Source organism: Streptomyces sp. NPDC003247 (genome assembly GCF_042888135.1).
Taxonomy (GTDB): domain Bacteria; phylum Actinomycetota; class Actinomycetes; order Streptomycetales; family Streptomycetaceae; genus Streptomyces.
Map to the genome: position 1 here is coordinate 581,039 of NZ_JBIAPF010000006.1, position 23,704 is coordinate 604,742.

Annotated in this window: 24 protein-coding genes and 1 pseudogene; 14 read left to right on the plus strand and 11 right to left on the minus strand. The window is 75.2% G+C overall.

The features are described from left to right. Positions 1-7 precede the first annotated feature (7 nt). Positions 8-1,330 carry a multidrug effflux MFS transporter gene (locus tag ACFYWQ_RS23340; protein ID WP_389518794.1) on the minus strand — a complete coding sequence of 441 codons (1,323 nt, stop codon included), beginning with the start codon at positions 1,328-1,330 and terminating at the stop codon, positions 8-10. A 56-nt stretch (positions 1,331-1,386) separates the two neighbouring features. Here ACFYWQ_RS23340 and ACFYWQ_RS23345 point away from each other — a divergent pair, with 56 nt between their 5' ends. The 3 genes from ACFYWQ_RS23345 to ACFYWQ_RS23355 all read left to right on the plus strand — a co-directional run bounded on the left by ACFYWQ_RS23345 (position 1,387) and on the right by ACFYWQ_RS23355 (position 3,727). Further along, positions 1,387-1,884, plus strand: a complete 498-nt coding sequence (locus ACFYWQ_RS23345; protein WP_389518795.1) for a MarR family winged helix-turn-helix transcriptional regulator — start codon at positions 1,387-1,389, stop codon at positions 1,882-1,884. Between the two features lie 32 nt (positions 1,885-1,916). Beyond that, positions 1,917-2,978, plus strand: coding sequence for an ABC transporter permease (locus ACFYWQ_RS23350; RefSeq protein WP_389518796.1), 1,062 nt, complete (start codon positions 1,917-1,919; stop codon positions 2,976-2,978). Between the two features lie 215 nt (positions 2,979-3,193). Further along, positions 3,194-3,727 carry a DoxX family protein gene (locus ACFYWQ_RS23355; protein ID WP_389518797.1) on the plus strand — a complete coding sequence of 178 codons (534 nt, stop codon included), beginning with the start codon at positions 3,194-3,196 and terminating at the stop codon, positions 3,725-3,727. A gap of 114 nt (positions 3,728-3,841) precedes the next feature. Here the strand turns inward: ACFYWQ_RS23355 and ACFYWQ_RS23360 are convergent, their stop codons facing one another. Together ACFYWQ_RS23360 and ACFYWQ_RS23365 are read right to left on the minus strand one after the other, a co-directional pair. Beyond that, positions 3,842-4,354, minus strand: a complete 513-nt coding sequence (locus ACFYWQ_RS23360) for an SRPBCC family protein (protein ID WP_389518798.1) — start codon at positions 4,352-4,354, stop codon at positions 3,842-3,844. 165 nt (positions 4,355-4,519) lie between these two features. Continuing rightward, complete coding sequence (locus ACFYWQ_RS23365) at positions 4,520-5,041, minus strand: GNAT family N-acetyltransferase (RefSeq protein ID WP_389518799.1); 522 nt, start codon at positions 5,039-5,041, stop codon at positions 4,520-4,522. Between ACFYWQ_RS23365 and ACFYWQ_RS23370 the strand changes: the two genes are divergently transcribed. The 3 genes from ACFYWQ_RS23370 (at position 5,040) to ACFYWQ_RS23380 (ending at position 9,505) form a co-directional block, all read left to right on the plus strand. Continuing rightward, the gene (locus ACFYWQ_RS23370) at positions 5,040-5,633 is read left to right on the plus strand and encodes a helix-turn-helix domain-containing protein (protein ID WP_389518800.1); all 594 of its coding nucleotides are present in this window, start codon (positions 5,040-5,042) and stop codon (positions 5,631-5,633) included. The two genes, ACFYWQ_RS23365 and ACFYWQ_RS23370, sit on opposite strands and share 2 nt — an antisense overlap. Next, entirely contained in the window at positions 5,630-6,826 is a 1,197-nt protein-coding gene (locus tag ACFYWQ_RS23375; RefSeq protein WP_389518801.1) for an MFS transporter, read from the plus strand. Before ACFYWQ_RS23370 ends, ACFYWQ_RS23375 begins: the two co-directional genes overlap by 4 nt. A gap of 270 nt (positions 6,827-7,096) precedes the next feature. After that, entirely contained in the window at positions 7,097-9,505 is a 2,409-nt protein-coding gene (locus ACFYWQ_RS23380; RefSeq protein WP_389518802.1) for a SpoIIE family protein phosphatase, read from the plus strand. A 200-nt stretch (positions 9,506-9,705) separates the two neighbouring features. Here the strand turns inward: ACFYWQ_RS23380 and ACFYWQ_RS23385 are convergent, their stop codons facing one another. Together ACFYWQ_RS23385 and ACFYWQ_RS23390 are read right to left on the minus strand one after the other, a co-directional pair. After that, positions 9,706-10,578, minus strand: coding sequence for an alpha/beta hydrolase fold domain-containing protein (locus ACFYWQ_RS23385; protein WP_389518803.1), 873 nt, complete (start codon positions 10,576-10,578; stop codon positions 9,706-9,708). Then, on the minus strand, positions 10,568-11,131 hold the full coding sequence (locus ACFYWQ_RS23390) for a quercetin 2,3-dioxygenase (RefSeq protein WP_389518804.1): 564 nt from the start codon (positions 11,129-11,131) through the stop codon (positions 10,568-10,570). The genes ACFYWQ_RS23385 and ACFYWQ_RS23390 overlap by 11 nt, the downstream gene beginning before the upstream one ends. Before the next feature lie 112 nt (positions 11,132-11,243). On the opposite strand from ACFYWQ_RS23390, the gene ACFYWQ_RS23395 reads away from it, so the two are divergent. Together ACFYWQ_RS23395 and ACFYWQ_RS23400 are read left to right on the plus strand one after the other, a co-directional pair. Further along, a complete protein-coding gene (locus tag ACFYWQ_RS23395) occupies positions 11,244-11,693 on the plus strand; it encodes a MarR family winged helix-turn-helix transcriptional regulator (RefSeq protein WP_389518805.1) in 450 nt (149 codons plus the stop codon). Between the two features lie 374 nt (positions 11,694-12,067). Beyond that, a complete protein-coding gene (locus ACFYWQ_RS23400) occupies positions 12,068-12,430 on the plus strand; it encodes a transglycosylase family protein (protein WP_389518806.1) in 363 nt (120 codons plus the stop codon). A 219-nt stretch (positions 12,431-12,649) separates the two neighbouring features. Here ACFYWQ_RS23400 and ACFYWQ_RS23405 read toward each other — a convergent pair whose 3' ends face one another. Both ACFYWQ_RS23405 and ACFYWQ_RS23410 read right to left on the minus strand, forming a co-directional pair. Continuing rightward, positions 12,650-13,471: a DUF4097 family beta strand repeat-containing protein gene (locus tag ACFYWQ_RS23405; protein ID WP_389518807.1), complete on the minus strand. Its 822-nt coding sequence runs from the start codon at positions 13,469-13,471 to the stop codon at positions 12,650-12,652. A 94-nt stretch (positions 13,472-13,565) separates the two neighbouring features. Continuing rightward, positions 13,566-14,219, minus strand: coding sequence for a TetR family transcriptional regulator (locus ACFYWQ_RS23410; protein ID WP_389518808.1), 654 nt, complete (start codon positions 14,217-14,219; stop codon positions 13,566-13,568). Positions 14,220-14,486: 267 nt separating this feature from the next. Between ACFYWQ_RS23410 and ACFYWQ_RS23415 the strand changes: the two genes are divergently transcribed. Both ACFYWQ_RS23415 and ACFYWQ_RS23420 read left to right on the plus strand, forming a co-directional pair. Continuing rightward, complete coding sequence (locus tag ACFYWQ_RS23415) at positions 14,487-15,812, plus strand: MFS transporter (RefSeq protein ID WP_389518809.1); 1,326 nt, start codon at positions 14,487-14,489, stop codon at positions 15,810-15,812. A gap of 176 nt (positions 15,813-15,988) precedes the next feature. Further along, positions 15,989-17,197 carry a PP2C family protein-serine/threonine phosphatase gene (locus ACFYWQ_RS23420; protein WP_389518810.1) on the plus strand — a complete coding sequence of 403 codons (1,209 nt, stop codon included), beginning with the start codon at positions 15,989-15,991 and terminating at the stop codon, positions 17,195-17,197. Between the two features lie 29 nt (positions 17,198-17,226). Here ACFYWQ_RS23420 and ACFYWQ_RS23425 read toward each other — a convergent pair whose 3' ends face one another. Together ACFYWQ_RS23425 and ACFYWQ_RS23430 are read right to left on the minus strand one after the other, a co-directional pair. Then, positions 17,227-18,108 carry a diacylglycerol kinase family protein gene (locus ACFYWQ_RS23425; RefSeq protein WP_389518811.1) on the minus strand — a complete coding sequence of 294 codons (882 nt, stop codon included), beginning with the start codon at positions 18,106-18,108 and terminating at the stop codon, positions 17,227-17,229. Positions 18,109-18,175: 67 nt separating this feature from the next. Then, positions 18,176-19,774, minus strand: a complete 1,599-nt coding sequence (locus ACFYWQ_RS23430) for an FAD-binding oxidoreductase (protein WP_389518812.1) — start codon at positions 19,772-19,774, stop codon at positions 18,176-18,178. Positions 19,775-19,846: 72 nt separating this feature from the next. Between ACFYWQ_RS23430 and ACFYWQ_RS23435 the strand changes: the two genes are divergently transcribed. From ACFYWQ_RS23435 to ACFYWQ_RS23445, 3 genes and pseudogenes are all read left to right on the plus strand, one after another. Next, a complete protein-coding gene (locus tag ACFYWQ_RS23435) occupies positions 19,847-20,446 on the plus strand; it encodes a TetR/AcrR family transcriptional regulator (RefSeq protein ID WP_389518813.1) in 600 nt (199 codons plus the stop codon). Further along, on the plus strand, positions 20,443-22,035 hold the full coding sequence (locus ACFYWQ_RS23440) for a glycerol-3-phosphate dehydrogenase/oxidase (protein ID WP_389518814.1): 1,593 nt from the start codon (positions 20,443-20,445) through the stop codon (positions 22,033-22,035). The genes ACFYWQ_RS23435 and ACFYWQ_RS23440 overlap by 4 nt, the downstream gene beginning before the upstream one ends. Positions 22,036-22,379: 344 nt before the next feature. After that, a pseudogene (locus tag ACFYWQ_RS23445) lies at positions 22,380-22,472 on the plus strand (ABC transporter ATP-binding protein); the annotation flags it as partial. 43 nt (positions 22,473-22,515) lie between these two features. Here ACFYWQ_RS23445 and ACFYWQ_RS23450 read toward each other — a convergent pair. Together ACFYWQ_RS23450 and ACFYWQ_RS23455 are read right to left on the minus strand one after the other, a co-directional pair. Further along, complete coding sequence (locus tag ACFYWQ_RS23450; RefSeq protein WP_389518835.1) at positions 22,516-22,719, minus strand: DUF3237 family protein; 204 nt, start codon at positions 22,717-22,719, stop codon at positions 22,516-22,518. A gap of 71 nt (positions 22,720-22,790) precedes the next feature. Next, positions 22,791-23,231 (minus strand): hypothetical protein, encoded by a 441-nt coding sequence (locus ACFYWQ_RS23455; protein WP_389518815.1) that lies wholly within the window; start codon positions 23,229-23,231, stop codon positions 22,791-22,793. A 199-nt stretch (positions 23,232-23,430) separates the two neighbouring features. Between ACFYWQ_RS23455 and ACFYWQ_RS23460 the strand changes: the two genes are divergently transcribed. Continuing rightward, positions 23,431-23,673 (plus strand): DUF6411 family protein, encoded by a 243-nt coding sequence (locus ACFYWQ_RS23460; protein ID WP_389518816.1) that lies wholly within the window; start codon positions 23,431-23,433, stop codon positions 23,671-23,673. The last annotated feature ends 31 nt before the right edge of the window (positions 23,674-23,704 follow it).

Consider the following 23,704-nt stretch of genomic DNA (forward strand, 5'->3'; position numbering starts at 1 on the left):
GCGTCGGTCAGCCCGCGTTCCGGCCGGGGCCGCCGGCGGCCCGGATCGCCGAGTCGTCCGGTTCGCCGTGCCCCTCCCAGGGCCGGGCGAGACCGGCCAGGGCGGCCGCGGCGGCGGCCACGGCGACCAGCATGACCAGAGCCATCGGGAGGGAGCTGTGCTCCCCGAACAGACCGACCAGGGGGGAGGCCAGCGCTCCGAAGAGGAACTGGAGCCCGCCCAGGAGCGCGGAAGCCGCCCCCGGGGCCGACCGGCCCACCGCCTGGCCGATGCTCATGCCGGCCGGGAAGACCAGGCCGATGCCGACGGCGGTCACGAACAGGGTGGTCCACGTGCCGGCGAGGGTCTCTCCGACGGTCACGACCAGCAGGACCTGGGCCAGCGCGCCCAGCAGGCAGACACCGACACCGGCCGAGAGGAGGGTGTTGAGCCGCAGCCTTCCCGCCAGGCGGGAGAAGACGGCACCGCTGAGCAGCATGCCCACCGCGTTGGTGGCGAAGATCAGGGAGTACGTCGTCGCGGAGACCCCGTGGAGGCTCTCGAAGACGAAGCTGGAGCCGCTGATGTAGGCGAACAGCGCCGCCGACACGAAGGCGATGACGAGGACGTAGCCCATGAAGGCGCGGCGGCCGAGCAGCGCGCCCATGGCGCGGAAGGTGCTCGTGAAGCCGCCGCCGTGGCGCCGCTCCGGCGGCAGGGACTCGGGGACGGCGCGCACCACGGCGAACAGCAGCAGGGCGCCCAGCACGGCCAGCACGGCGAACACGGCGCGCCAGGTGGAGAGGCCGAGGACCACCCCGCCGAGGACCGGTGCGGCGACCGGGGCGACGCCCATGACCTGGGAGAGGACGGCGAAGTAGCGCGGGAGTTCGGCCCCGTGGAAACGGTCGGTGAGCACGGCCCGGGCCAGTACCATCCCGGCCGCTCCGGCCACACCCTGGAGGAAGCGGGCACCGGTGAGCACGGTGACGTCCGGCGCGACGGCGCAGACGACGGAGAAGAGGACGAACCCGGCGGCTCCGGACAGCAGCAGCCGGCGCCGCCCCAGCCCGTCGCTCAGCGGGCCGATCAGCAACTGGCCGACGACCAGGCCGGCCAGGAAGGCGGTCATCGTCAGCTGCACCGCCGACGAGCTCGTACCGAGTGCCTCCCCCATGGCGGGGAAGCCGGGGACGTACATGTCGGTCGCGAGCGGGGCGACCGCGGTGAGGGCGCCCAGCACGGCGACCAGGGCGACGGCGGCCCGCCGGGGCAGCGGGGCGGGGGCGGTCGGGTGGGCCTCCGCGGAACGGTGCGAGGCGGGATGTCGGGTCGAGGACGGCGATACCATGCCCATAAAGGTATCCGATAGTTCACCTGTTAACAATTTCTGGAAGGCCGAGCCGCATGCCTCCCTCCCCCGCCGAAGTCCGCACACAGTGGGCCCGGGGCAACCCGGACCTGGACACCTCCCCGATGGAAATGGTGGCGCTCCTCAAACGCGCCACCGGTCTGCTCGACCGAGCCGTCGAGCCCCTCTACGAGGGCGCCCCCCTCACGGCGCCCGAGGTCGACATGCTCGTCCCGCTCCGCCACGCCACCGACCCGCTGATCGCCCGCCGCCTCGCCGCCGACCTGGGCCTGTCCCGCGCGGGCGTCAGCAAGACCCTCGCCAAGCTGGAGCGCCGCGGCTTCGTCACCCGCACCCCGCACCCGGCCGACCGCCGCGCCGCCCTGGTCACCATCACGGAGGCCGGCGCCCGAGCCGTCGACGACCTCTTCCCCCGCCAGCTCGCCGCCGAGGTCGCCCTGCTGGCGAGCCTCGGGGAGGACCGGGAGTGGGTCCTCAAGGCGCTGGTGCGCCTGGTCGAGGCGATGAGGAGCGGTCGGGCCGCGACCGAGTGACCCGCGGGAGCCGCACGGCTAACGTGACCGGTATGTCCGATACGCCACATCCCGGTCACGGTACGTCACCGACGCCCGCGCAGCGCCGGGCCCGGCTCAAGGAGTCGCCGCTGCTGCCCGCGGCGGTGCTCGTGCTGATCCTGACGGCTGCCGCGGCCCTGTTCGCCGGCTCCTACACCTACTCCATGGCCGATCCGACGCCGCGCTCCATCCCCACCGCGGTCACCCGCGACTACGGGCAGGCCGCCGTGGGCCGGCGGTTCCTCGACGGGCTGGAGGAGTCGCTGAACGCGGCGGTGAAGGTGCATGTCTACGCCACGGCGGCCGAGGCCAGGACGGCGGTGGAGGAGCAGCGGGTCTTCGCGATCCTCGACGTGCGGGAGGACGACCGGGTGACGCTCGACCTCTCCGCGGCGTCCGGGGCCTCGGTGGCCGAGGTGCTGGCCGAGACGGCCCCCGCCGTGGGCCGGCAGACCGGGATCTCCGTCACCGTCCGGGACATCAACCCCCTCCAGGAGGGCGACCCGCGAGGGCTGGCGATCTTCTACATCTCGCTCGCCGCCGTGATCATCGGCTTCGTCGGCGCGATCCAGCTGAGCGTGCACGCGCGGGCCCTCACCCCGTTCGAGCGCATCGCCTTCACCGCCCTGTACGCGCTGCTGGGCGGGTTCGCCATCGCCGCGACCGTGGACTGGCTGCTGGGCGCGCTGGACCTGCCGTTCGTCGAGTCGTGGCTGATCCTGGCGTTCACGCTGTTCACCAGCGGGATGGTCTTCACCATGTTCAACACGCTGGTGGGCCGCTGGGCGATGCTGCCGACCTGGGGGCTGATGGTCCTGCTGGGCAATCCCTCGTCGGGCGGTGCGGTGTCGTGGCCGCTGCTCCCCTCGCCCCTGGGCCTGATCGGCCGCTGGCTGCCGCCCGGCGCCTCGGTGAACGCCCAGCACACGGCGGTGTACTTCGCCGGGCACCAGCACGCGTTCCCGTTCCTCGTGCTGGCCGGGTGGGCGCTGGTGTCGTGCGCGGTCTTCTGGACCTGGCGCCACCGCCACCCCGGCGGCCGGGAGACCCGCCCGGCGCACGCCATGTCCTGACGACACCCGCCGAGCTCCTGGGGGCGGCTCTCGCCGAGTCCCGGCGACGGCACCCACCGGGTCCTGACCACGGCACCCCGGCGTTGTCAGGACGCGGCGGGCGGGTCCGGCCCGGTCACCGGCCGGGGCGTGGCGCCCTCCGCATGAGCCGCCCTCCGGCGGGGAACCCGGTGGCCGCTGTCCCGTGTCCGGTCAACCGTTGTCTGGAGAGGACCATGAGTCTGCTGCGTCTGCTGGGTCGCCCCTTGCTGGCCTCGATGTTCGTCTCGGGCGGCCTGCACTCCCTGCGAGCGCCCGGGCAGCTCGCGCCGGTCGCCGAGTCCGTCGTACGGCCCGTCACCGAACGCGTGGCGGCGCTTCCCGACCGCACCGAGGACGTCGTGCGGCTCAACGGGGCGGCGCAGGTCGCGGCGGGCCTGCTGCTCGCCACCGGCCGCGTCCCGCGGGTGGCCGCGCTCGCCCTGGCAGCCACCCTGGTGCCCACGACCCTCGCGGCCCACCGGTTCTGGGAGATCGAGGACGCCGACGAGCGCGCCCAGCAGCGCATCCACTTCCTGAAGAACGCCTCGATGCTGGGCGGACTGCTGATCGCGTCCGCGGACACCGCCGGCCACCCGTCCCTGGCGTGGCGCGGGCGGCACGCGGCGCGGGAGGTCCGGCGCGAGGCCCGGCTGGTGCGGCGGTCGGTGCGGGCCACCGCCCGTCCGGCGGCCACCGCGGGCGCGGTCCGCGCCAAGCTGACCGGCTGACCGGCCCGCCCGCCGCTCCACCGACGCCGGCCCACCGGCCCACCGCTCCACCGGCGCCCGTCCGCCGGCCCGCTGGTCCGGCCGGTGCGGGCCCGCCCGACGCCGCCGTTCACCTCACGGCCGGGCGGCCGCCTCGAGTTCCCGCTTCAGGTTGCGCAAGGTGACGTCGATGTTGCGGGTCTGGAAGTCGGCGAAGGTGCGGCCGCCGGTCACCGCCCGGTCGAAGGCGTGGGCCACCACGGTCGGCCAGGCCCGCCGGTCGTCCGTCCAGGACTCCGTCACCCGCACCCCCTGCCCCTCCGGCTCGAACCGGTACTCCCAGGTGGCGATCGGTCCGCGCAGCCGGGGGCGGTCCAGCCCGATGGCATGGACCCGGAACGCGAACCGGCGCCCGGGGTCGGCCGCCGTCACCGTGCACAGCGTGGTCCAGCGGAACGGCCCCCGCTTGTTGCGGCCCTCGAACCGGGTCCCCGCCACCGCCCGCTCCCTGGGCGTCCGTTCCGACGTGCCGAGGTTCTCCGGGCTCCACCGGCCCATGTCGGCCGGTTGGCTGACCGCCTCGTACGCCGTCCGCGGCGGGACGTCGATCAGGATGCTGCGGGTCACGGTGAAGATGCGGGCCGCCACGGGGCTCCTCCGGTGGACGCACGAACTTACTCACGGGTAGCCCGATGGTACGTGCCGCCCCGGACCGGCGGAACGCCCCGTCCCCCTGCCCCGTGCAGCGCCCCGTCCCCCGTCCCCGTGAAGCGCCCCCTCCCCCGGCCCCGCGACCTGCGGACAGCCCTGCCCTCAGTCCCGCAGCAGCAGTTGCATGAGCGTGAGGTCGAACCACTTCCCGAACTTCCGGCCCGCCTCGGGCACCCTGCCCACCTCGGTGAATCCGAACCGCTCGTGCAGCCGGACCGACGCCGCGTTGCCGGACTCGATTCCGGCGATCATGCTGTGGTGGCCCGCGTCGCGCGCCGCGTCGATCAGCGCGGACAGCAGGGCGCCGCCGATGCCCAGGCCCTGGCTGCCCTCACGGACGTAGACCGAGTTCTCGACGGTGTCGCGGTATCCGTCGAGCGGGCGCCAGGGGCCGTAGACCGCGAAGCCGACGACCTCGCCGCCGGCCTCGGCCACGAGCGCCGAGCCGCGCGCGAGGTGGGGGGCGAGCCAGGCCCGCGCGTCGGCCGGGGTCTGCCGGGTCTGGGTCCACAGCGCCGTGGAGGTCGCCACCGCGTGGTTGCGGATGGCGCGGACGGCCTCACCGTCGGCCTCGGACGCCCGGCGGACCCGCACCGCCTCGCCCTTCTCATATATTGTCGCCATGTCCAACATAGTAGATCCCCTGGTGGAGCGGATCGCCGCCCGTGTCCGCGCCGAGCGGGAGCGGCGGGGCTGGACCCTCACCCAGCTGGCCGAGGCCTCCGGCGTCTCCCGGGCCATGATCAACCGGATCGAGCGGGGCGACAGCAGCCCCACGGCCGTCGTGCTCGGCAAGCTGTCCGCCGCCTTCCGGCTCAGCGTCTCCTCCCTGCTGGCGCTCGCCGAGGGCGAGACGCGGCCGGCCGCCGGCGGCCCTGGGGGCGTGCGCCGCCACGAGGACGCCGCCGAGTGGCGCGATCCCGGCACCGGCTACCGGCGGCGCCAGATCACCGGACCGGGCTTCCCCGCCGAGACGGCCGAGATCCGGCTGCCCGCCGGGGCGCGGGTGGCCTACCCGGCGGCCTCCTTCGCCTTCGCCCGGCAGGTCGTCTGGGTCCTGGAGGGCCGCCTGACCTTCCACGAGGGAGAGGCCGTGCACGCGCTCGGTCCCGGCGACACCGTGGAACTCGGCGAGCCCGCGCCGTGCACCTTCGCCAACGACGGCGACGCCGAGTGCCGGTACGTGGTCATCCGCGCGCAGGCCGACCGGCCGTGAGCGGCCAGGCCCTGCCCCGCCACGGGACCCTGCTGCTCGCCGCGACGGCGGCGACGGCGATCGCCAACAACTACGCCCTCCAGCCCGCCCTGACCGACGTGGCGGCCGACCTCGGCCTGTCGGCCACGGTGACGGGGCTCGTGCCGACGGCCGCCCTCGTCGGCTGCACGGCCGGGTTCGCGCTGCTGCTGCCGCTCACCGACCGGGTCGCCCCGCACCGGCTGGTCGGCGTCCAGCTGTGCGCCCTCGCCGGGGCCCTCACCGTCGCCGCCACCGCCCGGCACGCGGCGGTCCTGCTCACCGCCTACCTGCTCATCGGCGCCACGGCCGGGGTCGCGGCCCAGTGCGGTGCCCTCGCGGGCCGGTACGCAGCGCCCGGCCGGCGCGGCACGGCCCTGGCCACCGTCGCCACCGGACTGTCCGCCGGCATCCTGCTGAGCCGCTGGGCCGGAGGCACCCTCGCCGACCTCCTCGGCTGGCGGCGCATGCTGCTGGTCTTCGCCGGCCTCGTCCTGCTCGCGGCGCTCGCCACCGCCCGGCTGCTGCCCCGCGAGCACCCGCGGGCGCGGGACGGCTACCTGGCGACGCTCGCGGGACTGGCTCCGCTGCTGCGCCGTCACCGGCCGCTGCGCCACGCCGTGCTCACCGGCGGACTGTGGTACTTCGCCTTCAACGTCGTCTGGGTGGGCCTGGCCCTCGCGCTCGCGCGCCCGCCCTACGCGCTCGACGCCACCGCCATCGGCCTGTACGGGCTGGCCGGGCTCCTGGGTTTCGTCGCGCTGCCGTTCACCGGGCGCCTGGTCGACCGGTACGCGCCGCACCGGGTCATGGCCGCGTCGATGCCGGTCGCGGCGGCCGGCACGGCCCTGCTGGCCGCCGGTCTGCACCACCCCGTGGTCACCGTGCTCGGGCTGGCCCTGTTCGACGCCGGCTGTTTCGCCGCCCAGGCGGCCAACCAGAGCCGGATCGTCGCCGTCGACCCCGACCACGCCGGCGGCCTCACCGGCGTCTACCTCGTGCTGTACTTCGCCGTCGGCGCACTGGGCACGGCCGCCACCGCCCCGCTGCTCTCCACGCTCGGCTGGTCCGGCACGGCCCTCGTGGCCACGGCCGCCCTCCTCGGTGCGGGGGCCCTCGCCGCCCCGGGCGCCCGGCACGCCGTGGCGGCAGGCGCGGACCCCGTGCCCCGCTGACAGCCGCGCGGGCGGCCCGGTCCGCCACCGCCGGGGGCCGGTCCGGTCCGCGGCCACCGGCGGTGGGGCGCTCCGGACCGACCGGTCCACCGGCCCGGACGGCGGACGCCACAAACGGCACGGACGGCGACATGGTGGTGACGGCCGCGGACGGCGACACCATGGTGACGGCCCGCTCCAGAAGGCCACCCCCATCCGCGGAGCGCACCGAGCGGCTCGGCATTACAGTGAACTGGTCGAGGGCCTTCCGATCACACTCGAGAGCCGGCGATGACAGGTCACGCGAGCTCCCACCGCCCCGGCCAAGGGCCTGACCACGGTCTCGGACCCGGCTCCCTCCTGACCGGGCGGGCGACGGCCGTACTGGACGCCCGCTTCCGGTTCGTCGGCTGGAGCCCCGAAGCGGAGGCCCTGCTGGGGTACCGGCCGGAGGAGGTGCTGGGACGGACCGCCGACGACGTCCTCGGACAGGACCTCACCCGGGTCACGCCGCGTGCGGTCGACGGCCGGGAGGCGCCGGGCCCGACCGGGGCGTACGGGATCCGGTCGCTGCGCCACCGTGACGGCCGTGCCCTGCCGGTCGCGCTCAGCCTCGGCCCGCTCCCCCGGGACCTGTGGCTGATGGTGGCGATGGACGTGGGACGGCTGCACCGGCGCACCGTCGACCGGGCCGTGCTGGCCGGGCTCTACCACCAGTCACCGGTGATGCTGGTCGTCTACGACACCGACGCCCGGGTGCAGTGGATCAACGACGCCATCGAGACGGAGTTCGGCATCAGCCTGGAGGAGACCGCGGGCCTGCGCGTGCCGGAGATCCTTCCGGAAGGGGTCCTGCTCTCCCCGGAGGGCCGGGTCCTGCGGGATGTCGAGCAGCCCATCCGGGACGTCCTGCGTACCGGACAGCCGGTGACCGACGTCCGCTTCCAGAGCACCACCCGCCTCGATCCGCACCGTCAGCGCTTCTGGTCACTGTCCTACTTCCGTCTGCACGACGACGCCGGACGGGCGATCGGGGTGTGCGAGGTCGGCCTCGACATCACCGACCGCTACGCGGCCCGGGGGCGCCTGTCCCTGCTGAGCCGGGCGAGCGGGGGCATCGGCACGACCCTGGACATCCGGCGTACGGGCGAGGACCTGGCGGAGCTGGTCGTTCCCGAGTTCGCGGACGCCATCACCGTGGAGGTGCTGGAGCCCGTGCTGAGCGGCCAGGAGCCGCCTTCCGTCGGCCTCGGCACCGCCCCGGAGCTGCGGCGCGTGGCGCATCGCGCGTGCGACGAGGCGGCAGGCGGTGTCGCGGACGCCGTGGACGGCACGCGCCTGCGCTGTCTGTCGGACGCCGCGTCGCTCGTCGACCCCGCGACCGGCGCGCTCGTCGTACCGCTGACGGCGCGAGGCGTCGTTCTCGGCGTGGCCGTCCTCGTACGGACCGCGCCGCGCGGTCCCTTCGACGCCGACGACATGGCGGTCGCCGGGGAGCTGGTCTCCCGCACCGCGGTGTGCCTGGACAACGCGCGCCGCTACGCGCGCGAACACGCCACCGCGCTGACGCTGCAACGCGACCTGCTGCCGCACGGTCTGCCCCGGCCGACAGGAGTGGAGATCGCCCACCGTTACCTGCCCGCGGAGGGACCGGCCGGCGTCGGTGGGGACTGGTACGACGTGATTCCGCTCTCCGGCGCCCGGGTGGGACTCGTCGTGGGGGACGTGGCGGGGCACGGCCTGGGGGCCGCGGCCACCATGGGCCGTCTACGCACCACGGTCGCCGCCCTGGCGGCACTCGACCTGGAGCCCGGCGAACTGCTCGCCCGCCTCGACGACCTCGTAGCCCGCGCCGGGGCACCGCCCTCGGCGGACCTCGCGCACGAGGACCAGGCGCTGGGCGTGACCTGCCTCTACGCCGTCTACGACGCCGTCTCCCGGCACTGCGTCATGGCGCGGGCAGGTCATCCGCCCCCGGCACTCGTCACGGCCGACGGCCGCACGGAGCTCATGAGCCTTCCCTCCGGACCACCGCTGGGCCTGGGCGGCCTCCCCTTCGAGAGCACCGAGTTCGACCTGTCCGAGGGCAGCGTGCTGGCTCTCTTCACCAACGGGCTCGTCGAAAGCCGCCGACGGGACATCGACACCGGCATCAGCGCCCTGTGCGCCACACTGTCCCAGGTCGGGTACGGCCCTCTGCAACAAGCCTGCGACGGGGTCGTCGGTGCGTTGCTGTCCCGGTCGCCCGAGGACGACGCGGCCCTGCTGCTCGTGCGCGTGCACGCGCTGGCCGAGGACCTGGTGGTGACGTGGGACATACCCGCCGACTCGGAAGAGGTGGCCCGGGCCCGGTCATTGGCCCGGGACCAGCTCGCCCGGTGGGGCCTGCCGGACGAGACGTCGTTCGTCCTCGAACTCGTCGTCAGCGAACTGGTCACCAACGCGATCAGGTACGGCGGCGCCCCCGTCCGCCTGCGGCTGATCAGGGACCGGGGGCTGATCGTCGAGGTGTCGGACGGTGGCCACACCTCCCCCCACCTGCGCAGGGCCGCCACGGAGGACGAAGGGGGCAGGGGCCTGTTCCTCGTGGCGCAGATGACCGAGCACTGGGGAACGCGCTACACGTCGACCGGCAAGACGATCTGGACGCAGATGCCGCCGGCACCGCTCGGGCTGCCCGCCGCGGCGTACGGCTTCTGACCGGCCCGCGCGGAGTCGTGCGGGCGGCCGCGCGGCTCCGCCCGTCCCACGGACGGCGGCCGGCCGGACCCGCCGGACCCGCCGGACCCTCCGTGCCCTCCGTGCCCTCCGTGCCCTCCGGGGGGAGGGCGGGTGCGTCGTGGTCCCCCGTCCACGCCCGGTGCCGGCGGGCGCCGACGGGGCGTGGACGGGGCCGTGGTTCACCCGACGAGCCGCTGGATCCAGCTCAGGGTGCGGCCGAAGACGTCCTCGACCTCGTCGTCGGACAGCCCGTACCAGACGTGGTCCGCGCCCGGGACCGTCCACAGGTCCACCGGGACCCCGGCCTCTTCGAGGCGGGCGGCGAGCAGACGGCTGTGGTCGCAGTCGACCATGGAGTCCTTCTCGCCGTGCACCAGGAAGAAGGGCGGAGCGCCCGGGCCCACGTGGGTGACGGGACTGGCCTCCCGCGCGCGGTCGGGCACGTCGGCGGGGGCCCCGCCGAGCAGGAGCGCCTCGGGGGTGCGGGGGTCGTCGCCGTACCGGGTGAGGTCGCTCGGCGCGTACCAGGCGACGGCACCGCGCACCGGCGGCGCGTCCGCGGTCAGGGCGAGCATCGACGCGAGGTGCCCGCCGGCCGACTCGCCCCACACCACGGTGCGGCCGGTGTCCGTACCGAGTTCGGGGGCGCGCCGGACGAGCCAGCGCAGGGCGCCGGCCAGGTCGTCCAGCTGGGCGGGGAAGACCGCCTCGCCGCTGAGCCGGTAGTCCACGGAGGCGACCGCCAGGCCCGCGGCGGCGAGCCTGGCGAACGGGCCGGGCTCCCACTGGCGCATCCGGTACCCCATCTCCTCGCGCCGGCCCCGGCGCCAGCCGCCACCGTGCACGAAGAGCACCAGGGGCGAGGGCGGCCCGCCGGGGCGTTCCGCCGGCAGCCACAGGTCCAGCTCCGGCGGGCGGACACCCGGAACGTCCGCGTAGGGGACCCCGCGCAGGAGGCGGACGCCGTCGGCGAGGACCGCGGCGGGCGGCAGCGGGGCCTCGTCGGGGTGGGGCGCCGCGATCAGGGACCGCAGGTCCGGCTCACGACTCATGGGTGCGCCACTTGTGGCCGGGGAGGAAGTTCACGTCGTACCGCTGGGGCACGGTGCCGAACTTCTGCGGCTCGGGGACGTACGGCTTCTGGGGCAGGCCCAGCTCCTCGGTGGGCGTGCCGAGGTTCTCGAAGAACCGCTCGAACGTGCCACCCGGGCCCGCGGCCACACCGACGATCCGGCTGTGGTGGCGCTCGATGCGGTAGGCGTGCGGGCAGTTCTTCGGTACGAAACCGAAGTCGCCGGCCGTCAGCAGCTTCTCGTACTGCTCGCCCTCCAGGTCCTCCACGAACAGCCGCACCGCGCCGTCCGTGATGAAGAAGACCTCGTAGGTGTCCGGGTGGGAGTGGGCCGGGATGATGTCGCCCTTGGGGCCCTCACAGGTGAAGAAGTTGAACGTGTTCTCCGTCTGCTCGCCGCCCGCGTAGACGGTGAACAGGTCCGTGAACAGGTGGGCACGGTCACCCATGCCCCGCTCGATGAAGTACGGCTTGCCCGGCTCTGGGGGAATCTGCGAGGCACGGCGGTAGGGCGTCGCGTACTCGAAGGTCATGGGTCTCCTCGATTCGGCTCGAATGTCAGTGAGGCTGACATACGAGTCGGGGGATGTGCAAGACTTCGCTGACGTTTTCCTTTCCCCTTCCCCTTCCGATGCCGAGGAGCTCATGGACGCCGGACGCCGCAGCCTGCCGCAACTGCTGGGCGAGGCACGCAGATGGTTGGAGGACGCCCTGCTCGCGGCCCTGGAGGCGGCCGGGGCGGAGCAGGTGTCGTCGACCCAGTTGCAGCTGTTCGCCGCCCTGGACGAGCGGGGCACGACGGTGTCCGAGCTGGCGCGGCGCATGGGGGTCACCCGGCAGACCGCGCACAAGACCGCGCACACCCTGATCGCCATGGGCCTGCTGGAGCAGGCCCCGCACCCCGCGTCGGCGCGCCAGGTGCTGATCCGCCGCACACCGAAGGGCCGGCGCGCCCATGAGCGGGCGACGGGCGTCCTGGAAGGGCTGGAGCGCGTCCTGGCCGAGCGAATAGGCGAACGGTCCGTCGCGGAACTGCGGGCCGTGCTGGAGATGCCCTGGGGCGCACCCCCGGACCCGTCGACCGCCGGGGAGTGACGACGGGCCTTCGGCTCCACGGGGAGGCGGACCGACGGACCTTCGACCCCTGGGGGGAGCGGCGGACCTTCGGCGCCCGACAGGCCACCTCGGCCACCGGACCCGGGTGACCGACGGGCACCGGAGCGGGGTGACCGACGGCCAGCGGACCCGGGTGACCGACGGCCAGCGGACCGGGGTGACCGACGGCCAGCGGACCGGGGGGACCGACGGGGACCACCCGGCCGCCGGTGAGGGACCACCGGCCTCCTCGCCCCCGGACGGCGAGCACCGTCACCCGCCCGGCCGCTCGCGGCACCGCCGACGGGGGGACTCTCCGGCCGCGGGAGTGTCGGGGCGCCCCCGCCGCGACTCCGTGCTTACTGTCAGTCGATATGACTTCACTCATCGAACGCGGGCGGCGTCACGACCGCGGACCGCTGAAGGCTGCCCGCTCGGCGCTGGGGCTGACGCTGCCGCTCGCCACCCTGCTGGTCCTCTCGGCGCCCTGCGCCCGAGCGGCCGCGCCCGCGGACGCCGACTGGAACGCCATCGCGCGCTGCGAGTCGGGCGGCGACTGGCACGCGAACACGGGCAACGGCCATTACGGCGGCCTCCAGTTCACGCAGTCCAGCTGGGTCGCGGCCGGTGGGCTCAAGTACGCGCCCCGCGCGGACCTGGCGACGAAGCGGGAACAGATCGCCGTGGCCCGGCGCCTGGCGGCCCTCCAGGGCATGAACGCCTGGTCCTGCGCCTGAGGCACAGGGCGTCTCCCGGGCCGGACGCCCCGCCGGGAGACGCCCCGCCCCCGCTCCGGGGCACGCCCCGCCTCCCCCCGCGAGGGCCGGCCGCCGGACGGCGGGCCCGGGTCGGCCTGTCCCGCGTCCCCGCGCACCGGGCGAGCGGGGCCGGGACGGGACCGGGCGTGCCGGGCGTCACCGGCGGCGGTCGCCTCCGGGCGACCGCCGCGGCGGGATTCACTCGCGGGCGGCCGTCACATCGCCGTTGACGGTGGTGAGGGTCATGCTGCGCCCCTCGGCGGCGCCGCCGGTCGGGACGGTCACGGACGGACGGCCGTTGGCGGTCCTGGCGGTGACCCGGTAGGCGGGGGCGTCGGCGGGCACCGAGACGCCGACCGAGCCGTTGGTGGTGGACGCGCCGACGGTGTCCGGCGCGTAGGCGCACCCGAGTGTCACGTCGCCGTTGACGGTGTGGGCGTGCACCTCGAAGCCCCGGACGGCCGTGGCGGCGACCGAGCCGTTGCGCGTGGCCAGCCGCAGTCGGGCGTCGTCGCGTCCTGAACCGGCCACGGTGACGTCGCCGTTGACCGTGCTCAGATCCAGCTCGGCGTCGACGCCCACCGCCTCGACACCGGCGTTGCGGGCGAGGACGGTGACCACCGCGCCGGCCGGGACGTCGACCTCCGGCATCCGGGGACAGGCCTCCTCCCCCTCGGCCCGCCCCTTCCGGTCCCCGTCGGCGGCGCAGGACAGGTCCACGACCCAGGTGCCGTCCCGGTGGGTGACGCGGCGGTCGACGCGCCGGTCCACGGCGAGCCGTTCGCCCTCCGCGGGCCGCAGGCGCAGTCCGTTCTCCGTCGTGACGAGAAAGGCCGGCGGCGATCCGTCGGCGCCTTCCGCCACGGCGAGGGGGACGGTTCCGTCCGGGCCGTCGGCGCCTTCCGCCGCGGCGGGCGGGGCGGTTCCGTCCGGGTCGCCGCCTCCGCACGCCGTCATCAGGGCGAGGGCCGGCGGGAGCAGGACGAGGCCGCACAGCCGGGTGCGTGTCTTTGCCTCCATGACGGACCGGCTTCCCCGTCCGCCGCGAACCGTGCCTGCGGAACGGCGGACCGCACCACCCCCCTTCCTTCCAGGCGCCGCGGCAGGCCCTTCCCTACGTGGCCGGCAGTCCGGTCCCCGCACGGGTGATCGCGCGCAGCAGACGGTCGGCGTAGGCACGGAACCGGTCCGCCATGTCGAAGTCCCGGGGTGCGAGCGCCCAGCGGAGCTGGAGCCCGTCCATCACCGCGACGGTCTCGTCGATCACGGCGGGGATGTCGACGTCGGGCTTCAGCTCGCCCTGTGCGACGGCCCGCCGGAGCGTGTCCGACGCCATCGAGGCGAGCTCGGCGTAACGGCGGTGGAAGTACGCGTGGGCCGGATGCGCGGGGTCGCCCGCCTCGGCGGCGAGGAGGTTGAACATACGGGTGCGGCCGGGGCGGGCGGCGTTGTGGGCGACCAGGTGCAGCAGGGTCCGGTAATGGGCGGCGGCCGACTCGGACGGCCGGGCGAAGAACCGCTCCTTGTCGTGCTGCTCGGCGCGCTCCAGGACCTGCACCAGAAGGTCCTCCTTGCTGCGGAAGTGGTGCAGCAGCCCGCCCTGGGTGAGGCCGGCGTCCTTGGCGATCCTGGCGAGGGAGGAGGCGTGGAACCCCCGCTGGGCGAAGTGCTCGACGGCGGTGTCCAGGATGCGCAGTCGCCGCTCGTCCCCCACGGCGTACGACCCGCGAACCGCCCGGTCGGCGCCCCTCCTGCTCTCTGTGTGCATGCCCGTCACCCTAGGGCCTGGCGTCCGGGTGTCCACAGCCCGCCCTCAGCCGCTTCCCAGCAGGTCGGACCGCGTCTCCCCGGCGGGGCGGAGCCTGTTCCGGCGCCCGTGGGGTGACCGACGGTTACACGAGTCGGCGGGCCGAATGTTTCAAGCCCCGTGCAGGGTGATTCAAGCCACGCGCGAGAAACCTACTACCTACTCGGTTTTCCTGTTTCCCTATGGCGGAGCGGCGACGGCGCCGCCCCGTCCCCATGGAGAACCGCCATGACCATGAGCCATGACGCCCCGCTCGGCGCCACACCGGCCCCGGCCGACGGCCCCTCCGTCTCCCCCGCCGATCCCTCCGCGGCTCGGCCGGGCGACGACGAGACCCCAGCGCCCGCACGGCTGGTGCTCGCCCTGGCACTGGCCCAGTTCGGCGCCTACGTCGCCGTCCTCACCCCGGTCATGGTGACCCTCGCCCTCCGGGTCAGCCAGATCGTCCCCGAGGCCGACCGCGGCACCGCCCTCGGCCAGGTCCTCTCCCTGGGCGCGCTGCTGGCGATGCTCGGCAACCCGGTCTTCGGCGCCCTGTCGGACCGCACCACCAGCCGCTTCGGGCGCCGGCGCCCGTGGCTGGTGGGCGGCATGGCCGCCGGACTGGTGGGTCTCACGATAGTCGCCGCCGGCAGCAGCGTTCCCCTGCTGATGCTCGGCTGGGCGGTCGCCCAGCTCGGCATCAACGCCTGCCTGGCCGCGCTGACGTCCTGCGTCCCGGACCTGATCCCGCCCCGGCAGCAGGCCCGTGTCTCGGGCGTCATCGGCCTCACCATCTCCCTGGCCATGGTCGCCGGCACGGTCCTCGCCCAGGTCTTCAGCGACGCGCTCGCCCTGGCCTTCCTGGTGCCCGGCGCCATCGGCCTCGCCACCGTCGTCCTGCTCGCCGTGACGATCAAGGACCGGCCCGCCCGCCCCGGCGCCTTCGCGCCCTACACGGTGCGGACCTTCCTGCGCAGCTTCTGGGTCAACCCGCGCCGGCACCCCGACTTCGCCTGGAACTTCGCCGGCCGCTTCCTGGTCTTCACCGGCGCCTCCTGCGTCACGAGCTACCAGGTGTACTTCCTGATGGACCGCCTCGGCTACGACGCGGACGCCGTCACCGACAAGGTGCTCGTCGGCACCGTCGTCATGGTCGCCGCCACCATCGTGGGCTCCGTCCTCGGCGGCCAGCTCTCCGACCGCTCCGGCCGGCGCAAGCCCTACGTGCTGGGCTCGTCCCTCGTCATGGGCATCAGCCTGGCCCTGCTCGCCACCGCGCAGTCCTTCACCCTGTACGCCGTCTCCCTGGCCGTCTTCGGATTCGGCCAGGGGCTCTACCTCGCCGTCGACATGGCGCTCGCCGCCGCGGTGCTGCCCAACCCCGAGGAGTCCGCGAAGGACATGGGCGTGCTGAACATCGGCAACGCGCTCCCCCAGTCCCTCGTCCCGATCGTCGCCCCCGCCTTCCTGGCGATCGGCGGAGGCGGCAACTACGGCGCGCTGTTCCTCTTCGGCGGGATCGCCGCCGCACTGGGCGCCGGAGCCGTCCAGCTCGTCCGCTCGGTCAAGTAGCGCCTCACCCCCGTCAGGGCCCGCCCGCGCCATCGGCTCGGGCGGGCCCTGACGCACCGGTGCACGCGTCCTCGACCGAGTGGTGGTCACCGGGGCCCGCGCCGAGTGGCGGGCGCCGCCCCGGACGGCCCACCGGGCGTGCGCGCGGACGGGTGCGATGTGAGACTGCTGTCGGGATGACCCGGAGGCGAGGTGGTGACGGCGTGTCGGCTCAGCCTCGGGAGGAACCACTGGAGGAGTTCCTCGCCGACCGGCGGAATCTGACCGTCGACCTGTCCACGGCGGTCGCGCGGTGCGCCAAGGCGCTGGGACTGCACCACTGCGTGGTCTACCTCTCCGATCTCCAGCAGCGTCACCTCGTGCCGCTCACCGACGTGTCGTCCACACTGCCCGTCGACGGCTCGCTGGCCGGGTGGGCCTACCGCACCGAGTCACTGCGCGTACAGGAGTCCGAGGGCGAGGACGTCGTCACCGCCTGGGTCCCCCTGCTGGACGGGGCGGAGCGGCTGGGCGTACTGGCCGTCCACACCCCGGCGCTCACCGCCGCCACGCTGGTCCGCGGCAAGGCGCTGGCCGGGCTCCTCGCCATGATGATCACCTCGCGGCGGACGTACAAGGACACCTTCGTCCGGCGGACCCGCACCGAGCGCATGGAGCTGCCGTCGGAGATGCTGCGGGCCTTCCTCCCGCCGCGCACCATCGGCAACGCCGGCGCCGTGTCGACGGCGGTCCTGGAACCCGCCTACGCACTCGGCGGCGACGCCTTCGACCACTCGCTGACCGAGACCACGCTGCACGCCTCCGTCTTCGACGCGATGGGCCACAACCTGGCGTCGGGGCTGACCACCGCGGTGGCGCTGGCCGCCTGCCGCAACGCGCGCCGTACCGGAGTGGACCTGCCGGGGCTGGTGGAGAACGTGGACGACGCACTGGCGCAGTGGCTGCCGGACCAGTTCTGCACGGCGGTCCTCACCCAGCTCGACCTGCGCACCGGCGTGCTGCGGTGGGCCAACTGCGGTCATCCCCCGCCTCTGTTGATCCGCGATCAGCAGCTCCTCGCCGATGCCATGACGGGCGAGGCGGAACCGCCGATGGGGCTGGTGAACCTGCTGACGCGGCCCCGCCTCACCCAGGACATCCAGCTCGACCCCGGCGACCGGGTGCTGCTGTACACGGACGGGGTGACGGAGGCCCGGATGCACGACGGCTCCCTGATGGGCCTGGAGCGCTTCGCCGACTACGTCATCCGCGCCACGGCCACCGGCGAGCCGGGGCCGGAGACCCTGCGCCGGCTCATCCACTCCATCCTCGACTCCCAGGGCAGCGATCTCCGCGACGACGCCACGATCCTGCTGCTGGAGTGGCAGCCCCCAGCGCGCCGCTGACGCCTCCGCGCCGGTGGCGGGCGGTGCGCTCAGTACAGCGTCCGCAGGGCGCCGGGCAGCACGGTGGCGGTGACGGGCAGGTCGGCCTCGACCTCGCCGTCGGCGCCGTAGGGCACGGGGCGGTCGGCCTCGATGCGGACCCGCGCCCCGCGCAGGACGCTCACCTCGGGGCGGCGGACGTGGGTGCCCGACTTGAGTTCGTTCATCAGGGCGAAGAACAGGCGCCGCGGGGCGTGCCGGATCATGACGACCTCCAGCAGGCCGTCGTCGACCCTGGCGTCGGGGGCGATCACGCGGCCCGAGCCGTAGAAGCCGGAATTGGCGGCCACGACCGTGTATCCGCGGTGCGCGTGCTCCACGCCGTCGACCGTCACCCGGTACCGGGCCGGGCGCCAGGTGCCGACCGCGCGCAGCCCTCCGGCGTAGTAGGCGGCGGCGCCCCGCAGGAGTCGGGCGTGGTTGGCGTGGCGGTTGGCGAGCGCGTCGACGCCCGCGTAGACGCTGCCGAGGACGACGGTGCGGTCGTGCGCCGCGGAGCGCACCTCGATGGTGTCGACGGGCCGCGGCTCGGCGTCGAGCAGCACGCGGGCCAGGGCATCCGCCCCGGTGGGCAGGCGCAGGGCCCGGGCGAAGTCGTTGCCGCGCCCTGCCGGTACGAGGCCCAGGACCGCGCCGGTCCCGCTGAGGGCTCCGCCGATCGCGCCCGCGATGCCGTCCCCGCCGACCGCCAGCACCACCCGGCCGCGGTCACCGGCCTCCCGCGCGAGGTCCCGGGCGTGCGCGAGGCTGCGGCTGTAGACGGTGTCGAGTTCGGCGCCCGCCCCGCGCAGCAGCCGGGCCACGGCGAGGAGCGCCGCCGCGCCCGTGGCTCCGCCTGCGGTGGGGTTGACGACGGCGGTGAACTGTCGCATCGGGGGCCTCCGGGCTGTCGGCGGGCGGGCGGTGAGGGGCGCGCGTGGTGGGGGCGGTGGGCGGCTGTCAGTCCGCGGGCAGCAGGACTCCGGGGTTGAGCACTCCGGCCGGGTCCAGCCGTCGTTTGACGGCGCGCAGGGCGTCGACCGCGAGGGGGCCGGCCTCCCGCGCGTACCAGTCGCGGTGGTCGGCGCCCACGCCGTGGTGGTGGCTGATGGTGCCGCCCGCGGCGAGGATCGCGTCGTTGGCGGCGTGCTTGGCGCGGGTCCAGTGGGCGAGGGGATCGTCGCCCTGGGCGCTGACGACGGTGAAGTACAGGGAGGCGCCGTTCTCGTAGACGTGCGAGATGTGGCACATGACCAGGGGCGGGGTGCCCGCGTCGGTCAGGGTCGAGGTCAGGGCGTTCCGGACGGCGGCGTACAGCTCCGGCAGGCGGGACCAGAAGGCGGCGGTCTCCAGGGTCTCGGCGAGGGCGCCGGCGTCGAGCAGCGCGTCCCTCAGGTACGGGGCGGAGTAGCGGCCGCGCGCCCAGTGCTCGCCCGGCTCCTCCCCCAGCGGCGCTCCGCCGGCCTCGTGCAGCACCGCCGCCGCCCGGTCGCGGCGGTGGGCGGTGTCCTCCTCGGTGCCCTCGAAGCCCACCACGGCCAGGCATCCCGCGTTCTCCCGCGCGGCGGCGGAGCCGATGGCGTCGGGCCGGGCCAGGCCGACGAGGGTCTCGGTCTCGTCGGACAGGCGCAGCACCGTCGGCCGGGGCCCGTCCTGGGCCAGCCGGCGCAGCGCGTCGGCGCCCTCCTGGAAGGACGGGAAGCGCCAGCCCTCGTAGCGGCGGGCCGGGGGGACGGGGCGGACGCGCACGGTGACGGAGGTGATCACGCCGAACGCGCCCTCCGAGCCGAGCAGCAGCTGGCGCAGGTCCGGGCCGGCGGCCGAGCGCGGGGCGCGGCCCGTCTCGACGGTGCCCTCGGGGGTGGCGAGGGTCAGCCCCAGCACCATGTCGTCGAACCGGCCGTAGCCGGCGGAGGCCTGTCCGCTGGAGCGGGTGGCGGCGAACCCGCCGAGGGTGGCCCACTCGTAGGACTGGGGGAAGTGGCCGAGCGTGAAGCCGTGTCCGGCCAGCAGCGCCTCGGCGTGCGGGGCGCGCAGTCCGGCCTGGAGGGTGGCGGTCCGCGAGACCGGGTCGACGGCGAGCAGGGCGTTCAGGCGGCGCAGGTCGAGGGCGACGACGGCGCCGCGCCGGGCGGGCGCGAGGCCGCCGACGACGGAGGTGCCGCCGCCGAACGGCACCGCCGTCAGACCGTGTGCGGCACACGCCCGCAGGACGGCGAGGACCTCGTCGTGCCCGGCCGGGAGCACCACGGCCGCCGGGATGTCGTCGACCTCGCCGCCCCGGATCCGCAGCAGGTCGGAGGTGGACTTGCCGCGCGTGTGCCGGATGCGGGACTCGGCGTCGGTGCGTACGTGCTCCGCCTGCCCGCCGACGGCGGACAGCAGGGCGCGGCGCGCCTCGGCGCCGAGCGGGGAGGCGGGGACGTCGATCTCCTCCAGGGCGACCGGTCCGGTGCCGCGCGGCGTGACGCCCAGCAGGTCGCGCAGCAGCCCGGTCACCGGGTCGGGGAGCGGCGTCGCCGCGGCGGGGTCGCCCCAGCCGCTCCACAGCATGTCCATCGGTGTCGTCCTCCAGGTCGGTGTGCGGGACGCCGTCTCGGCACGGCCCCACCGGGCGTTACACTGTGACACATGACGCCTATTCGTCACAACCAGTCGGACGGCGACGCGGTGCTCGACGCGGTCCGCGACTGCGTCCTGGCCGTCGGGGTCCGCCGTACGACCCTCACCGACGTGGCCCGCCGGGCGGGGGTCTCACGGATGACCCTCTACCGGCGCTGGCCCGATGTCCGGTCCCTGGTCGGCGATCTGATGACCCGTGAGTGGATCGGCGTGGCCACGGCCGCCCTGCCGGAGCGCCGCCCGGGCACGCCGGCCCGGGCGCTGCTGGTGGACGGCCTGGTGGCGGGGGTGGCCGCCTTCCGCGCCCATCCGCTCTTCCGCAAGATCGTCGACGTCGATCCCGAGCTGCTCCTCCCCTACGTCCTCGACCGGCGCGGGGCCAGCCAGGAGGCGCTGCTGGAGCTGCTCGCCGACGGCCTGCGGGAGGGCCACGCCGACGGCTCGGTACGGCCCGGTCACCCGGAGCGGCAGGCCCGCTCCCTGCTCCTGGTGGTCCAGTCGTTCACCCTGTCGCTGCGGACCATGACCGACGAGGACGACCCGGAGCTCGACTCCGCCGCCTTCCTCACGGAGCTGCGGACCATCCTGGAGAGGACGCTGACGCCATGAGCCGCACCGGCAGCACCGCCGCACCCGCCCCGCCGGCCGCCGCCTCGTCGCTGTCGGCCGCCCGGCGCTCGCGCGAACTGGCCGCCGCCGTGGGCGGTCCGGTGGTGGACGTCCTGGTCGTCGGGCTGGGCGCGACCGGCGCCGGAGCCGCCCTCGACGCGGCCGCCCGGGGACTGACCGTCGCCGCCGTCGACGCCCACGACCTCGCCTTCGGCACCTCCCGCTGGAGCTCCAAGCTGATCCACGGCGGGCTGCGCTACCTCGCGTCCGCGCAGTTCGACGTCGCCCACGAGAGCGCGGTGGAGCGCGGACTGCTCATGGAGCGCACCGCCCCGCACCTGGTGCGCGCCGAGCCCTTCGTCCTGCCCCTCACCCCGCTGGTCTCCCGCGGCCAGGCCGCCCTGGCCTGGGCCGGTTTCCGGGCCGGGGACGCACTGCGTCTGGCGGCCCGCACCTCCCGGGCCACGCTGCCCGCGCCCCGCCGGCTCGCCGCGGCGGAAGCCCGCGTCCTGGCGCCGGCCGTACGCGCCGGGGGGCTGCGCGGCGGACTGCTGTCCTGGGACGGCAAGGTCACCGACGACGCTCGCCTGGTGACCGCCCTCGCCCGCACCGCCGCCGGCCACGGCGCACGGATCCTCACCCGGGTCAGGGCCCTGCGGCTGACCGGCTCCGGCGCCCTGGTCCGCGACGAACTCACCGGCGAGGAGGGCGAGATCCGCGCCCGTACGGTGATCAACGCCTCCGGCGTCTGGGCGGGCCGGCTGGTCGACGGCATCCGGGTCCGGCCGTCCCGGGGCACCCACCTCGTCCTGCGCTCCGAGCGCCTCGGCGCGCTCCCCGCCGGCCTGCACATCCCGGTCCCCGGCGAGACCAACCGCTTCGTCCTCGTCCTCCCCCAGGGCGACGGCCGTGTCTACGTCGGCCTCACCGACGAGCCCGTCGACGGCGACCTCCCCGACGTCCCGGCCGTTCCCGAGACGGACATCGGCTTCCTCCTCGACGTCCTCGGCTCCGTGCTGGACGTCCCGGTCCACCGGTCGGACGTGGCCGGCGCCTTCGCCGGGCTGCGCCCCCTGCTGGACACCGCCCCCGGCGGGGGCGGCGGCGGGACCGCCGACCTCTCCCGGCGGCACGCGGTCGTCGCCGGGGGCGACGGTGTGGTCACGGTGGTCGGCGGCAAGCTCACCACGTACCGGCGGATGGCCGAGGACGCCGTCGACGCGGCGGTCGCGGCGGGCCGCCTCACCGCGGCCCCCTGCCGCACGGGCGCCCTGCCGCTGGTCGGCGCGGCTCCCGCCCGGCTCCTGCGCACGATCCCCGCGCCGCGCCGTCTCGTCCGGCGCTACGGCACCGAGGCCGGCGCCGTCCAGGCGCTCGGCGCCCGGGACCCGCGCCTCGCCGCGCCCGTCCTGCCGGGCCACCCCGTCACCGGGGCCGAACTCCTCTGGGCGGTCCGCCACGAAGGGGCCCTCGACGAGGCCGACCTGCTCGACCGGCGCACCCGCATCGGGCTGGTACCCGACGACCGCGGCCCGGCCCTGGAGGCGGTACGCCACCTTCTGGGCGAGGCGTCGGACTGGGCGGGGTGACGGGCGCGGGGAGGCGCGGTCGGTGCGGACGCCGCGAGCAGGCAGACGTCGCCGGCGCGCCGACGTTGCGGGCGGGCGGACGTCGTTGCGGACGCGCGGACGGTGCGGGCGCGCGGACGCTACGGACCGTCCGGGGGCAGCGCCAGCGCGCCGCGCTCGCCCGCGCCCTGGCGGTCCGCCCGCGGGTCCTGGTCCTCGACGAGGCGGTGGCCGCCCTGGACGTCTCCGTGCAGGCCCAGAGCATCACCCTGCCGGCCCGCATCCGCGAACGCACCGGCGTGGCCTACCTGTTCATCACCCACGACCTCGGCGTGGTCCGGCACGTCTGCGACGACGTACTGGTCATGCGGCACGGCGGTGTCGTCGCACGCGGTCCGGCCGAGGCCGTCCTGCGGGCGCCGCGTCACCCGTACACCCGTGAACTGCTCGACAGCGTCCCCCGCCAGGGCTGGAAGGCGTGGGTGAGGGACGGGGAGAAGGTCATCGGGACGCTCCGTTCGGTGTCGCTCGCCGGGTCGGCCCTTCGTGGGTGCTGGACCAGTCGCCGCCCCCGGGCAGGACGGTGCCGTTCAGACGGGGGCCGCGCACGGTGCCGCCGGTGATCGGCGTGAACTCGGTGCGCTCGCCGGCTCCGTGGCCGACGTGCAGGCTCGGGGCGACGGCGGCGCGGATCTCGAAGGTGATCCGCTGCTACACGGTGGACTGAGCACCCGGCCCGCCGGCGTGCCCCGGCGCGCCCGTGTCACGGGCCTCGGTCAGTCGGGTCCGGCGGTGTGGTCGGGGTGGCCCGCGGTCCGGCGGGCCTCCTTCATCTCGGCCTCGTACAGGTGGTCGCGGCCCTCCGCCAGGTCGGCGAGGGCCTGCCGTTCCAGGTCCCTGAACGGTTCGTAGTAGGTGCCGTTGTAGGCCTCGACGATCTGGAAGGTCCAGTGCCCGGGGATGACGTTGCGGCCCAGGATCTCGCGCTGCACCCGGTCGGCCCACTCGGTGTGACCGGCCTCGCGCAGCAGGGCCACCGTCCGGTCCAGCTCCAGGTCCGCGCCGCCCGTCAGCTGGTGGAAGGCGTACAGGTGGCCGCGGGCCCGCTCGGTGGTCTCCAGGGCCTTCGACAGGGAACCGAGCGCCTCCACCGTGGTCCGGCTGACCCCCGGGGGACGGCGGTGGGCGGGGTCGGGGCCGTCGTCGTGATGGTTCATGCCCCGACAGGTCCCCGGGCGGGAGCGGGGCGGAGCCGCCCGGTGCGGATCTCGACCCGGCCGAGGCAGGAAAGTCACCCCGAAGACGGCACCCCCGTGTCAAGTCGGAAGCGACCGCGCGTGTCCGGACGGGGGGAGGGGGCACGCGGTCAACAGGAACCGAGAACGTGCCCTTCCGCCGACCCCCCGGGAGATCCCGATGATCATCGGAATCATCATCGCCGCCTGTGTCGTCCTGGCCGTGCTGGCCTTCTTCCTGCCCCGCCTCTCGCGCCATCCGCAGAACGGCGCGCAGCGCACCCTGGGCGCCGGGTCGCGGGCCGGAGCGAAGGCGCCCGGCCCGCTGGGGCGGCTGTTCAGCAAGCCGTTCAGCTCCAGCTCCCGAGCGGTCGGACGCAGCGGCTCCGCGGGACGGCGGGCGCGCGGCCGCATGCCCTTCTAGCCGCACTCCGGCGCGCGTCGCGGGCGACCGT

Coding starts and splice junctions, on each gene's coding strand:
- ACFYWQ_RS23340 (WP_389518794.1), bottom strand. CDS start 1,330: ATGGTATCGCCGTCCTCGACCCGACATCCCGCCTCGCACCGTTCCGCG.
- ACFYWQ_RS23345 (WP_389518795.1), top strand. CDS start 1,387: ATGCCTCCCTCCCCCGCCGAAGTCCGCACACAGTGGGCCCGGGGCAAC.
- ACFYWQ_RS23350 (WP_389518796.1), top strand. CDS start 1,917: ATGTCCGATACGCCACATCCCGGTCACGGTACGTCACCGACGCCCGCG.
- ACFYWQ_RS23355 (WP_389518797.1), top strand. CDS start 3,194: ATGAGTCTGCTGCGTCTGCTGGGTCGCCCCTTGCTGGCCTCGATGTTC.
- ACFYWQ_RS23370 (WP_389518800.1), top strand. CDS start 5,040: ATGTCCAACATAGTAGATCCCCTGGTGGAGCGGATCGCCGCCCGTGTC.
- ACFYWQ_RS23365 (WP_389518799.1), bottom strand. CDS start 5,041: ATGGCGACAATATATGAGAAGGGCGAGGCGGTGCGGGTCCGCCGGGCG.
- ACFYWQ_RS23380 (WP_389518802.1), top strand. CDS start 7,097: ATGACAGGTCACGCGAGCTCCCACCGCCCCGGCCAAGGGCCTGACCAC.
- ACFYWQ_RS23385 (WP_389518803.1), bottom strand. CDS start 10,578: ATGAGTCGTGAGCCGGACCTGCGGTCCCTGATCGCGGCGCCCCACCCC.
- ACFYWQ_RS23390 (WP_389518804.1), bottom strand. CDS start 11,131: ATGACCTTCGAGTACGCGACGCCCTACCGCCGTGCCTCGCAGATTCCC.
- ACFYWQ_RS23395 (WP_389518805.1), top strand. CDS start 11,244: ATGGACGCCGGACGCCGCAGCCTGCCGCAACTGCTGGGCGAGGCACGC.
- ACFYWQ_RS23400 (WP_389518806.1), top strand. CDS start 12,068: ATGACTTCACTCATCGAACGCGGGCGGCGTCACGACCGCGGACCGCTG.
- ACFYWQ_RS23405 (WP_389518807.1), bottom strand. CDS start 13,471: ATGGAGGCAAAGACACGCACCCGGCTGTGCGGCCTCGTCCTGCTCCCG.
- ACFYWQ_RS23410 (WP_389518808.1), bottom strand. CDS start 14,219: ATGCACACAGAGAGCAGGAGGGGCGCCGACCGGGCGGTTCGCGGGTCG.
- ACFYWQ_RS23415 (WP_389518809.1), top strand. CDS start 14,487: ATGACCATGAGCCATGACGCCCCGCTCGGCGCCACACCGGCCCCGGCC.
- ACFYWQ_RS23420 (WP_389518810.1), top strand. CDS start 15,989: ATGACCCGGAGGCGAGGTGGTGACGGCGTGTCGGCTCAGCCTCGGGAG.
- ACFYWQ_RS23425 (WP_389518811.1), bottom strand. CDS start 18,108: ATGCGACAGTTCACCGCCGTCGTCAACCCCACCGCAGGCGGAGCCACG.
- ACFYWQ_RS23430 (WP_389518812.1), bottom strand. CDS start 19,774: ATGGACATGCTGTGGAGCGGCTGGGGCGACCCCGCCGCGGCGACGCCG.
- ACFYWQ_RS23435 (WP_389518813.1), top strand. CDS start 19,847: ATGACGCCTATTCGTCACAACCAGTCGGACGGCGACGCGGTGCTCGAC.
- ACFYWQ_RS23440 (WP_389518814.1), top strand. CDS start 20,443: ATGAGCCGCACCGGCAGCACCGCCGCACCCGCCCCGCCGGCCGCCGCC.
- ACFYWQ_RS23455 (WP_389518815.1), bottom strand. CDS start 23,231: ATGAACCATCACGACGACGGCCCCGACCCCGCCCACCGCCGTCCCCCG.
- ACFYWQ_RS23460 (WP_389518816.1), top strand. CDS start 23,431: ATGATCATCGGAATCATCATCGCCGCCTGTGTCGTCCTGGCCGTGCTG.